Origin of the sequence: Streptomyces griseicoloratus (assembly GCF_014534645.1) — a bacterium.
Taxonomy (GTDB): Bacteria; Actinomycetota; Actinomycetes; order Streptomycetales; family Streptomycetaceae; genus Streptomyces; species Streptomyces griseicoloratus.
Window position 1 is genome coordinate 101,952 of the sequence record NZ_JACVQF010000025.1, and the last position, 11,287, is coordinate 113,238.

An 11,287-nucleotide genomic window follows, 5' to 3' on the forward strand; every position below is an offset into this window, starting at 1 on the left:
AGATTCGTGTTTCTTGGGCAGCAGATTACGAGTATTCATTCGTGTTTACAAGCGATGGTGTTCTGAGGCGGCCGCTCCGGCTTCCTCCGGAGCGGCCCGTGCCATGTCCTGGGCCGCCCTAGGTGAGATCGCGCTCCGCGACCGTGAGCAGGCTCGTCCGCCCGTCGCGGCCCGTCCGCGCCCGCTCCAGGCGCAGCCGTGCCGAGCGCCCGCGCAGGGTCAGCGTCATGAGCTGGTTGCCGAACCACGGGCCGCCGGTCCTGCGCCAGGAGACCGCCGGACGCCCGTTGCGCCCGTGCCGGGTGAAGCGCCGCCCGAGGGCACGCGCCGGGGCGCTCCAGCCGAAGCGGAAGCCCAGGCGCATCGACAGGGGGACGGAGTTGTGGACGGGGGAGCAGGTCAGCTGCGCCACCCGGGCGTCGGGCCCGCGTCCCTGCCAGGACGGCTCGGCCACGTAGGCGTGGTGCACGTCCCCCGACAGCACGCTCACCGTCGCGGGCGCCCCCGGGCCCGTACCCGCCTCGGCGATCAGTCCGGTCAGCTCGTCGAAGGAGGAGGGGAAGGCCGACCAGTGCTCCAGGTCGGCGGCGCGGCGCAGCCTCTCCCCGAGCCGGGCCCAGCGCTCGCCCCGCTCGCCCCGGCACAGGGCGGCGTTCCACGCCTCCACGTCGTGCACCAGGTGGGGCAGCAGCCAGGGCAGGGAGGAGCCGATGAGGAGGTGGTCGCAGGTGCCCGGCCCGTCCAGCGCCTGCTCGCGCAGCCATGCCGCCTCGCCCGGGTCGAGCATCGCGCGGTGGTTTTCGTCGAGGACGCGGGCGGCGCGGGTGTCCACCATCAGCAGCCGTACGCGGCCGAAGTCGCGCCGGTAGCTCCAGCGGACGGAGGAGGGATCGGCGTCGGCCCGGGCGGCGAAGGCGCGCAGCGCGTCGGTGCCGTCGGCGGTCGCGCGCACGGCCGCGTAGAGCGGGTCGGCGTCCAGCTCGGCCGGGGAGAGGTTGCCCAGCTGCTGGTGCACCCAGTACGACATCAGTCCGCTCAGCACCCGCTCGCGCCACCAGTCGGTGGCCCGCATGTCGGCGAGCCAGGCGGCGGAGGTGTTCCAGTCGTCGATGACGTCGTGGTCGTCGAAGATCATGCAGCTGGGCACGGTGGACAGCAGCCAGCGCACCTCCGGGTCGAGCCACGATTCGTAGTAGAGGTGGGTGTACTCCTCGTAGTCCGCGACCTGGTCGCCCGGCGGGTCGCCCAGATCGCGGCGGGCCGCGAGCCAGCGGCGGGTGGCCTCGGAGACCTCGTCGGCGTACACCTGGTCGCCGAGCAGCAGCAGCACGTCGGGCCGCTCGCCCCCGGGATCGGCCGCGATGCGGGCGGCCAGGGAGTCCAGCGCGTCCGGGCCCACCGGGTCCTTCCCGCCGGCCGGCGGAGCGGTCCAGCGGCAGGAGCCGAAGGCGACGCGCAGGCCGTCGTCGTCCTCGCCCGGCGTGCGGATCACCGAGGGCGGGAAGCCGGAGCCGGCCTGCGGCCACACCGGGGTGCCGTCGAGGAACACCTCGTACTCCGTCGCCGTGCCGGGGGTGAGGCCGGTCACCTGGACCAGGGCGTAGTGGTGCCCGGCGATCTGGAACGTGCGGGCCGTGCCGTGGGCGCCGTCCGCGCAGCGCACCTCGGCGGTGCACGGCCGGCTCGCCTCGACCCAGACGGTCGCGGACGAGCCGTCGGTGTATCTCAGCAGTGGCCCCAGGCGCAGTCCGGCCATGTGTTCCCCTCCTCCGTCGCCCCGTACGGTACGGAACGACGGAGGCCGGCGGGGAGGTTCCGCGCCGATCGGCGGGGGACTCAGCAGCTCGCGAGGTGGCTCTGCAGCGCGGACTTCTCGGCGGAGTCGACGGACAGGCCGTAGTAGTACTTCACCTGCACCCAGGCGCGCACGTACGTGCAGCGGTAGGCGGTGCGCGAGGGCATCCAGGTGGCCGGGTCCTGGTCGCCCTTGGCCTGGTTGACGTTGTCGGTGACCGCGAGGAGCTGCGGGCGGGTCAGGTCGTTGGCGAAGGCCTGGCGGCGGGAGGTGGTCCAGCTGTCGGCGCCGGAGTCCCAGGCCTCGGCGAGCGGGACGAGGTGGTCGATGTCGACGTCGGAGGCGGCGGACCAGGTGGCGCCGTCGTAGGGGGAGTACCAGCTGCCGCTGGTCGCGGCGCAGGAGGAGTCGGTGACGACGTTCGAGCCGTCGCGCTTGAGGACCGTCTCGCGGGTGTTGCAGGTGCCGCTGACGGTGATCCAGTGCGGGAACAGGTCGCGGTTGTAGCCGGTGCGGTCCTCGCTCGCCACGGTGAGGGAGGCGAGGTAGCTGCGGGCGGTGGTGGCGCTGACCGGGGTGGGGAGGGCGGCGGAGGCGGACGGGCCGTTGACGAGGCCGAGGGACGCCATGAGCCCGGTAAAGGCGGCCAGGAGACCGAGTCGACGCGCGTAGAATTTGGACATGCGAACGAACTCCCTTGTGGTGTGGGGGTGTTGGGGTGCGAGCGAGGGAATGCTCGCCATGCCGCATGGCGCACAGATGTGCGGCTGGTAAGAAGTTAGTGACGTGTGCATGGCACGTCTATGGGTGCGGCAGGACTTCCGGGGGCGTGATGTGACGTTCGTCCCTCGAAGGCCGCTCCGGCGCTCGCGTAGTATGGACGGCGCAGAAGGGGAGTAGCTCTTCGCCGGACCGTCGACATACTGCTCAGCTCGTCTGAGCCGGCGCCCGGAGGCGGACCTCGTGGGACGGGGTCGGCCAGCGAGACCTTCGGCAAGCAGTGCATGCCCGCGCCGTACGGCGGGGGCGATCCGTGTGCTGCCGTGCCGAGGTGTCTTGCGTGCAGGACCAGCACTCTCGGCGGGGCGGCCCCGACCGATTGAGGACCCCTTGATCAGTTTGACCGTGACGGCGCTCGTCTTCGGCGTCGTCTTCCTCGCCGAACTGCCGGACAAGACCGCGCTCGCCGGCCTCGTCCTCGGCACCCGCTACCGCGCCTCGTACGTCTTCGCCGGTGTCGCCGCCGCGTTCGCGCTGCACGTCGCGCTCGCCGTCGCGGCCGGCAGCGTGCTCACCCTGCTGCCGCAGCAGATCGTGCACGCGCTGACGGGTGTGCTGTTCCTGGGCGGCGCCGCGATGCTGCTGCTGAAGAAGGACGAGGACGAGGAGGAGATCCGCAAGCCGGAGAACCAGTCCTTCTGGAAGGTCAGCGGAGCGGGCTTCATGCTCATCCTGGTCGCCGAGTTCGGCGACCTGACCCAGATCATGACGGCGAACCTCGCGGCCCGTTACGACGACCCGCTCTCCGTCGGCCTGGGTGCGGTCCTCGCCCTGTGGGCGGTGGCCGGACTCGGCATCGTCGGCGGAAAGGCCCTGATGAAGCGGGTTCCGCTGAGTCTGATCACCAAGGTCGCGGCGCTGCTGATGCTCGGGCTCGGCGTATGGAGCCTGTGGGAGGCCGTGGCCGGGTGAACCGGGAGGTGAGCGTGGTCGGGGCGGGCCGGCGGCCGGGTGGTGAGTGCGGTCGGGGCGGGCCGGTGGACCCGGTGGTGAGCGCGGTCGGGGCGGGCCGGTGGACCCGGTGGTGGGCGGGTGATCGGCCGAGCCGGTGGCGCGACGCCCGCCGCGTTTTGTACCGTGGAGGAACAAAGTGGCTCCCGCCCGCTTTCCCTGACCGGCGGGCGGGGCCGCCTTGTATCCGGGGACACACCCCTGCGCCCCCCGCCCCGCGCCTTGGAGTCTGCCGATGACGGCCACCACCACCGTTCTCCCCGCCCGTGCCCTGCTGCTGGACATGGACGGCACCCTCGTCAACTCCGACGCCGCCGTCGAGCGCGTCTGGCGGCGCTGGGCCGACCGGCACGGCCTGGACGGCGACGAGGTCATGAAGGTCGTCCACGGCCGCCAGGGCTACGCCTCGATGGCACTGCTGCTGCCCGACCGGCCCATGGAGCAGAACCACGCCGACAACGCGCGCATGCTCGCCGAGGAGACCGCCGACACCGACGGCGTCGTCGCCATCCCCGGGGCGCCGGAGTTCCTCGCCTCGCTGCGCGGCCTGCCGCACGCCCTCGTGACCTCCGCCGACGTCGCGCTGTCCACCGCCCGGATGGCCGCCGCCGGGCTGGAGCTGCCGGACGTCCGGGTCACCGCCGAGTCCGTCGGCGCCAGCAAGCCCGACCCCGAGGGCTTCCTCAAGGGCGCCGCCGAACTGGGCATCGCCCCCGCCGACTGCATCGCCTTCGAGGACTCCGGCGCCGGCATCACGGCCGCACGCGCCGCCGGGATGCGGGTCGTCGGGGTCGGCCCGCGGGCCGGCGTCCACCGGCCCGACGCGCTCGTCCGGGACCTGACCCAGGTGCGCGTCGAGCCCGTCGCCGATGGCACGCTCCGGCTGCACGTCGGCTGACCGCCGGGCCGGCCCCGGGCCGGCCGTCAGGGCTCCCTGGTCTCCGTCTCCAGCATCCGCCGGGTGTCCGGCCCGTACACGCCGAGTTCGTCGGAGCGGATGCCGCGCGCCCACTGGTAGGTGCGGACGGCGTCCTCGACCTGGCGGTTGTAGACACCGTTGGCGTCACCCGTGTAGAGGTACAGCTGCTGGAGCCGCTGCTGGAGCTCGGTGACCTCGGGGCCCCGGTCGCCCCTGCGCAGCCCGCCCCCGCCGCCGCCCTGGTCGTGGTCGTGGTCGTCGTCCCGGGACTCCGTGGCCGTGTCACCGGCGGGCGTGCTCGACGCGCTCGGCGTCGGCTCCGCCGGGCGCGAGGACGTCCGGGTCGGCGAGGCGCTCGACGCCGACGGGGACGGTGAGGGCGACGGGCTCGCACTGGCGGACGCGGAAACCGACGCGGACGGCGAGGCGGACGCCGGGCGGGTGGCGGTGGTGCTCGGCGCCGGGGACTGCGACGCGGCGCCGGTCGACGGGTCCGGAACGCTCGCCCGGACCTCGTCCGGCAGGGCCCCGTCCCGCGACGGCGCCTCGTAGGAGAACAGGCCGCTCGCATAACCGGCCGCCCCCAGCACCATGACGACCGCCCCGGCGACGCCGAGCAGCATCCCCCGGCGCCGCCCGCGCGGCTCGGGCCCCGCGGGCGTGTCGTCCGGGCCGGACCCGGCGGGCGCCGCCGCGGTCTCGAACAGGCGCAGGTCGTGGTCGCTGGGCGCACCGGCCGGGGGCGCCAGGGGCGTGGGCAGCACGGAGGTCGCCTCCGTGCCCGCCTCCGTGCCGGCCGGACGGTCGCCGACGGCACGCAGGGACATGGTGGCGTCCGGATCCTGCGCCGCCGACGGCGTCGGGGCGGACGCGGGGCCCGCGCCCTCGCCGGACCCGTCCAGCTCCACGTACGGCCTGATCCGCAGCGGGTCGAAGTCCTCGGCCGCGGCCGCCTGTGCCGTACGCGCGTCGCGCAGGGCGTCGGACGCCCGCGGACCGCAGGCGCAGGACGGGGTGTTGTCCGGCCGCCGGGGCGCCCCGCACTCCGGGCACGGATGACCCGGGGCCTCCTGCGACCCGTTCCGCTGTTCCACGCGTTCGTCCCTCCCCTCGCGACTCCCCTCGCGAACTTCAGAGATTATGCAGATCTTCTCCACACTTGCGCGCGCTTGCCCCCGGAACACCGGCTTCCAGCAGGACTGAACAGGCCATAACCGGTCACACCAACCAGGATGGAACGTGTGACGACAGCCGTGGGAGGTCTCGATGGCCCCAGATGTACGCGAAGCGTCGGACGCGGTGCGGCCCGCAGCCCCGGAGCACGTCCCCGGCGGTGTCATGGTCTCGATCGGGGCCCTGCTCCTCGGCATGCTGCTCGCGGCCCTCGACCAGACCATCGTGTCGACGGCGCTGCCCACCATCGTCAGCGATCTGGGCGGCCTGGAGCACCTGTCCTGGGTGGTCACCGCGTACCTGCTGGCCGCGACCGCCGCGACGCCGCTGTGGGGCAAGCTCGGCGACCAGTACGGGCGCAAGAAGCTGTTCCAGGGCGCGATCGCGATCTTCCTGGTCGGCTCCGCGCTGTGCGGCCTGGCACAGAGCATGCCCGAGCTGATCGCCTTCCGCGCGCTGCAGGGACTGGGCGGCGGCGGCCTGATGGTGCTGTCGACGGCGATCGTCGGCGACCTGGTCCCACCCCGTGAACGCGGCCGCTACCAGGGACTGTTCGGCGCGGTCTTCGGCGCGACCAGCGTGCTCGGACCCCTGCTCGGCGGCGTGTTCACCGACCATCTGAGCTGGCGCTGGGTCTTCTACATCAACCTGCCCCTCGGCGTCGTCGCGCTCGCCGTGATCGCGGCCGTCCTGCACATCCCGCACCGTGCCACCCGGCACGTCATCGACTACCTCGGCACCCTGCTGATCGCGTCCGTCGCCACCTGTCTGGTGCTGGTCGCCTCGCTCGGCGGGACGACCTGGGCCTGGGGCTCTCCGCAGATCATCGGCCTGGCCGTCCTGGGCGTCGTGCTGGCCGTCGCGTTCGTGGCCGTCGAACGCCGGGCCGCCGAACCCGTCATCCCGCTGAAGCTGTTCCGCGTCCGCACCTTCACCCTCTCCGCGGTCATCAGCCTCGTCGTCGGCTTCGCCATGTTCGGCGCGCTGACCTACCTGCCCACCTTCCTGCAGGTGGTGCAGGGCGTCAGCCCGACCATGTCCGGTGTGCACATGCTGCCGATGGTGATCGGCGTACTGCTGTCCTCCACCGTCTCCGGGCAGATCGTCAGCCGCACCGGCCGCTGGAAGGTGTTCCCGGTCGCCGGCACCGCCGTCACCACCCTCGGCCTGCTCCTGCTCCACCAGCTCGACGAGAACAGCCCGACCGCCGAGACCAGCGCCTTCTTCTTCGTCTTCGGCCTCGGACTCGGACTGGTGATGCAGGTCCTCGTCCTCATCGTGCAGAACGCCGTGCCGTACGAGGACCTGGGCGTCGCCACCTCCGGCGCCACGTTCTTCCGCTCCATCGGCGCGGCCTTCGGCGTCGCCGTCTTCGGCGCCGTCTTCGCGAACCGGCTCGGCGGCCTGCTCGCCGACGCCTTCCGGGGCGTCCCGCTGCCGCCCGGTGTCTCCGTGGACACGCTGGCGTCCGACCCGCGCGGCATCGCCGCCCTGCCGCCCGGGCTGCGCCCGGAGGCCCTGCACGCCTACGCCACCGCCATCACGGACGTCTTCCTGTACGCCGCCCCCGTCGCCCTGCTCGGCTTCGTACTGGCCTGGTTCCTCAAGGAGGACCGGCTGCGCGGCTCGGTCACCGCGCCCGACGGCGCCGAGACGTTCGCCAGTAACCCGGTGGAGCGGTCCAGCCACGACGAGGTGTGCCGCGCGCTGTCGGTCCTCGGCACCCGCGAGGGCCGCCGGGAGATCTACCGGACGATCACCGAACGGGCGGGCTACGACCTCCAGCCCGCGACGAGCTGGCTGCTGCTGCGGATCAGGAAGTACGGCCGGGTGGAGCCGGCCGTCCTCGCCGACCGCAGCCCGGTCCCGCTGACCGTCGTCATGGAGGCCGCCCGCCAGGCGGAGATCCGGCACCTGGCCGTCCGTGAGGGCCTCGACCTCGTCCTGACCGACCACGGACGCGAGGCGGCCGAGCGGCTGGCGGCGGCCCGGGAGGACTCCCTGGCCCGGCTCCTCGGGGACTGGTGGGGGCCGGACCGCCCGACCGACCTGGAGCAGCTGGTGAAGGAGCTGACCGGCGAGCTGTGCGGTTCGGAGCGGGAGCGCCCGCACGACGAACGGGCGGTGACGCGGGTCAGCTGAGCCGCTTGCCGAACCAGTGCTCGGCGTACGGTCCGGTGTTGTACGGCTCGGTCTCCTCGTAGCCGAGGCGCGCGTACAGGGCGCGGGCCTCGACGAGGTCGCCGCGGGTGTCCAGCACCATCCGCCCGGCCCCGAGCTCCCGTGCCGCCTCCTCGGCCGCCCGCACCAGCAGCGCGGCACCGCCCCGGCCGCGCATCTCCCGGTGCAGGAAGACCCGGGTCAGCTCGGCCGTGGAGTCGTCCAGCAGCCGTACGCCCGCGGTGCCGGCCGGCTCGCCGCCGTACCGTGCGACCAGCAGCCGGCCCCGGGGCGGGGCGAGGTGGGCGCCCGGCTGAGCGGCGATCTCCCGCTCCAGTTCCTCCGGGTCGGTCGGCCGCCCCTCGTGCAGCAGGTACCAGCGGTCGCTGACCTCCGTGTAGTACGCCCGCCACAGGGCGGCGGCGACGGGGGAGTCGTACGGTTCCGCAGCGATGGTCCAGGTCATGACAGGCATTGTCGGTAACGGCCCGTTTGACGGGGACTTCGGGGGTACTCGAACCGTGAACCGGCCCGACGGGAAGGCCGGTTGCGCCGATTACCGGAAATGAAGGCACCCAATGTCCACTGGCCTGATCATCGCTCTGATCGTGATCGTGGCGCTCCTGCTGGTCGTCGCGGCCGTCCTCGCCCTGCGTGCCCGTGGCACGCGGCACGGCGGAAACCTGAAGCGGCGCTTCGGGCCCGAGTACGACCGGGCCGTCGCCCGGCACGACGGCGACACCAAGGCCGCCGAGCGCGAGCTCGCCCAGCGCGTGGAGCGGCACGGATCACTGCACGAGAGGCCGCTGGAACCGGCCGAGCGCGAGCGGTTCGAGGCACGCTGGACCGCCGCCCAGGAACGCTTCGTCGACTCCCCGCGGGAGGCGGTCAGCGAGGCGGACCGGCTGCTCGCCGAGCTGGCCGGCGCCCGGGGCTTCCCCGACGGAGGGCGGTACGAGGAGCAGCTCGACGCGCTGTCCGTGCACCACGCCCGCCACGTCGACGGCTACCGGCGCGTGCACCGCGCGGCGCACACGGACGGGGGTCAGGGCGCAGGCGCGGGCACGGAGGAGATGCGCGAGTCCATGGTCGAGGCCCGCGCCCTGTTCGAGGACCTGGTACGTCCGCCCCGGCACGAGCGCGGCGCGGACGGCGGCGGCCGGGCACCGGCCAGGGGTCACCACCCGTGGTCGTTCGGCAAGCGGCAGCCGAAGGAGGGCTGAGGCACATGTCCGACACGACCCCGCCGACAGGCGGCGCGCCCGGCGAACGAGACGGGCAGGCACCCGACGCGCGCGGAGAGACGGCACTGGGGACCAGCCGGGGGAGCGGCGCGGAACCGGCCCCCGCGCAGGCGGACACCGCCCGCGACGGCGGGCTCGTCCCGCGCGAGGAGTCCGACAGGTTCGAGCAGCGGCTGCAGCACGCGGTCGCCGGATTCGTCGACGGCCCGCGGGCCGCCGTGGAGGAGGCCGACCACGTCCTGGAGGAGGTCACCACCCGCATCACGGACGCCGTCACCCAGCGCCGCCGCACCCTGCGCGGCTCCTGGCAGGAGAGCGAGGAGACCGACACCGAACGGCTCCGCCTGGCCCTGCGGGACTACCGTGAGCTGGCGGACCGCCTGATGCACCTCTGAGCGGCGGCTACTGCCGCGCCGCCCGCCACTGCCGTACGACCTCCTCGACGTCGTACGGCTTCAGACCCAGCGGAGGGCCGGGCGGCGGCTTGAACATGACGTCGCGGATCTTGACGTTGATCTCCTCGACGATCCGCCGCACGACCCGCTCCGACGGAGCGTTCGCCGCCGCCTCCAGCGCGTCCTCCGCCTCCTTGCGCAGCGCCAGCGTGGGCGGCAGGACGGAGAAGCCCTCGCGGGCCATCTTCCGCTTGACCCACCACAGCTCGTCGTAGGTGGCGTCCACGTCACTCGGGAGCGGCTTCCCCGCTCCCGGCAGCCGGTCGAACTCGCCGCGTGCCTCGGCATCACGGATCTGCTTGTCGACCCAGGACTCGAAGTCGACGCCGGGTGGCTTTCGCTCGGTCATGACCCCATTGTGCCGGACACCACACGAGTGGCCGATCTATCATGCGGCGGCAATGACGGACGTCTCAGGAGGAGCGCACGTGCTCGAACTCACCATGGCCGCCGTCACCGCGGCGGACGCGGGCGCCACGGCCGGCATGCAGATGGCCGACGCGCCCAGCGAGCCCGGGGCGGTGCTGCGGGTGGGCCGGGACAGGTCCGTGTGCCGGCTGTCGACGCCGGAGGACTGGCTGTTCGTCTCCCGGGTGCACCTGGAGTTCCGGTGCGGGCCCGACGGCACCTGGCAGCTGACCTGGCTGCGGGGCTCGCAGCCCGACCCGTCCTCCGAGGTCCGGCTGACCGTCGGCGAGCACGTCCAGCCGGTCGTCTACGGCGGCACGGTGCCGCTGCCGAGGGGCGGCAGCGGCGAGGTCGTGGTCCAGGACCGTACGGGGCCGCGCAGCGTGAACGTCGGCTTCTACCACGAGGTCTGAGGCACGGCGCTCAGGCCAGCACCCGCGCCAGCGCGAAGCCGTCGTACCCCTTGGTGCCGACCGTCTGGATCGCGGTGCCGCTCAGCCTCGGGTGGCTGCCGATCATCTCGATGGCGGCGCGGGTGCCGCGTACGTCGTCGGCGGTGCTGTCGGCGTCGGCCACGCGGCCGCCGCGGACGACGTTGTCGATGATGATCAGGCTGCCGGTGCTGGTCAGTTTCAGGGCCCATTCGAGGTAGTGGGCGTTGTTGCCCTTGTCGGCGTCGATGAAGACCAGGTCGAAGGGCGGCGGATTCTCGTCGGCGAGCCCGGGCAGTGACTCCAGCGCGGGGCCCACGCGCACGTCGACGAGGTGGTCCAGGCCGGCGCGGGAGATGTTGCGGGTGGCGACCTCGGCGTGCCGGGCGCTGTACTCCAGGGTGACCAGGCGGCCCTCGGGCGGGAGGGCGCGGGCCAGCCAGATGGTGCTGTAGCCGCCGAGGGTGCCGATCTCCAGGATGTGCCGGGCGCCCTGGATCTGGGCGAGGAGCTGGAGGAGTTTGCCCTGGCTGGCCGTGACGTTCACCTGCGGCAGCTGGGCGGCTTCGCTGTCGCGGAGGGCGGCCTCGAGGACGTCGTCGTCGGGGGCGAGGTGGGTGGTGAAGTAGTCGTCGACGTCGTTCCAGAGCTCGCTCATACCCGGCTGTGCCTCTCGTATGACTAGTTAGCTTTTCTAAGTAGGTGCACTAACGAACATAGTCGCGCGGAGGTGTTGTGTCAGGGGGTTCCTGTGAGCGTGTTTCAGCCGATTGGGGGTGCGGGGGGCTTGTGGGCCGGCCTGGCGTTTAGCTATGGCGGCCCGGCCGCCCGCGGTTAGGGGGTCCGGCGTTTGGGTGGTCACCCGGCGCGGGTGCGGGCCGGGGGTGGGTCGCGTGGCCCGGCGCTGGCGGGGTGCCTCCCCCAGAGGGGGTACCCCCAGCGCCCACCCGTGCCGCCCTGGGGGTACCTCC

Annotated in this window: 12 protein-coding genes; 6 read left to right on the top strand and 6 right to left on the bottom strand. The window is 73.1% G+C overall.

The window, feature by feature from the left end; all coding sequences use genetic code 11:
- Positions 1 to 118: 118 nt before the first annotated feature.
- Entirely contained in the window at positions 119 to 1,756 is a 1,638-nt protein-coding gene (locus H0H10_RS00770) for an alkaline phosphatase D family protein (protein ID WP_188178817.1), read from the bottom strand.
- A gap of 80 nt (positions 1,757 to 1,836) precedes the next feature.
- Positions 1,837 to 2,478, bottom strand: coding sequence for an HNH endonuclease family protein (locus H0H10_RS00775; RefSeq protein WP_188178818.1), 642 nt, complete (start codon positions 2,476 to 2,478; stop codon positions 1,837 to 1,839).
- Between the two features lie 427 nt (positions 2,479 to 2,905).
- Between H0H10_RS00775 and H0H10_RS00780 the strand changes: the two genes are divergently transcribed.
- Both H0H10_RS00780 and H0H10_RS00785 read left to right on the top strand, forming a co-directional pair.
- Positions 2,906 to 3,487, top strand: coding sequence for a TMEM165/GDT1 family protein (locus tag H0H10_RS00780; RefSeq protein ID WP_188178819.1), 582 nt, complete (start codon positions 2,906 to 2,908; stop codon positions 3,485 to 3,487).
- A gap of 274 nt (positions 3,488 to 3,761) precedes the next feature.
- A complete protein-coding gene (locus H0H10_RS00785; protein ID WP_188178820.1) occupies positions 3,762 to 4,424 on the top strand; it encodes an HAD family hydrolase in 663 nt (220 codons plus the stop codon).
- A gap of 26 nt (positions 4,425 to 4,450) precedes the next feature.
- On the opposite strand, the gene H0H10_RS00790 is transcribed toward H0H10_RS00785, so the two are convergent.
- The gene (locus tag H0H10_RS00790) at positions 4,451 to 5,539 is read right to left on the bottom strand and encodes a peptidoglycan-binding protein (RefSeq protein WP_309141697.1); all 1,089 of its coding nucleotides are present in this window, start codon (positions 5,537 to 5,539) and stop codon (positions 4,451 to 4,453) included.
- Between the two features lie 172 nt (positions 5,540 to 5,711).
- Between H0H10_RS00790 and H0H10_RS00795 the strand changes: the two genes are divergently transcribed.
- The gene (locus H0H10_RS00795; RefSeq protein ID WP_188178822.1) at positions 5,712 to 7,760 is read left to right on the top strand and encodes an MDR family MFS transporter; all 2,049 of its coding nucleotides are present in this window, start codon (positions 5,712 to 5,714) and stop codon (positions 7,758 to 7,760) included.
- Here the strand turns inward: H0H10_RS00795 and H0H10_RS00800 are convergent.
- Entirely contained in the window at positions 7,753 to 8,244 is a 492-nt protein-coding gene (locus tag H0H10_RS00800) for a GNAT family N-acetyltransferase (protein WP_188178823.1), read from the bottom strand. The two genes, H0H10_RS00795 and H0H10_RS00800, sit on opposite strands and share 8 nt — an antisense overlap.
- Before the next feature lie 112 nt (positions 8,245 to 8,356).
- Here H0H10_RS00800 and H0H10_RS00805 point away from each other — a divergent pair, with 112 nt between their 5' ends.
- Both H0H10_RS00805 and H0H10_RS41040 read left to right on the top strand, forming a co-directional pair.
- Positions 8,357 to 9,001 (top strand): hypothetical protein, encoded by a 645-nt coding sequence (locus H0H10_RS00805; RefSeq protein WP_188178824.1) that lies wholly within the window; start codon positions 8,357 to 8,359, stop codon positions 8,999 to 9,001.
- 5 nt (positions 9,002 to 9,006) lie between these two features.
- On the top strand, positions 9,007 to 9,417 hold the full coding sequence (locus tag H0H10_RS41040; protein ID WP_188178825.1) for a hypothetical protein: 411 nt from the start codon (positions 9,007 to 9,009) through the stop codon (positions 9,415 to 9,417).
- A 7-nt stretch (positions 9,418 to 9,424) separates the two neighbouring features.
- Here H0H10_RS41040 and H0H10_RS00815 read toward each other — a convergent pair whose 3' ends face one another.
- Positions 9,425 to 9,826, bottom strand: coding sequence for a DnaJ family domain-containing protein (locus H0H10_RS00815; protein WP_188178826.1), 402 nt, complete (start codon positions 9,824 to 9,826; stop codon positions 9,425 to 9,427).
- A gap of 79 nt (positions 9,827 to 9,905) precedes the next feature.
- Here H0H10_RS00815 and H0H10_RS00820 point away from each other — a divergent pair, with 79 nt between their 5' ends.
- On the top strand, positions 9,906 to 10,298 hold the full coding sequence (locus H0H10_RS00820) for an FHA domain-containing protein (protein ID WP_188178827.1): 393 nt from the start codon (positions 9,906 to 9,908) through the stop codon (positions 10,296 to 10,298).
- 10 nt (positions 10,299 to 10,308) lie between these two features.
- On the opposite strand, the gene H0H10_RS00825 is transcribed toward H0H10_RS00820, so the two are convergent.
- The gene (locus tag H0H10_RS00825; protein WP_188178828.1) at positions 10,309 to 10,974 is read right to left on the bottom strand and encodes an O-methyltransferase; all 666 of its coding nucleotides are present in this window, start codon (positions 10,972 to 10,974) and stop codon (positions 10,309 to 10,311) included.
- Between the last annotated feature and the right edge of the window lie 313 nt (positions 10,975 to 11,287).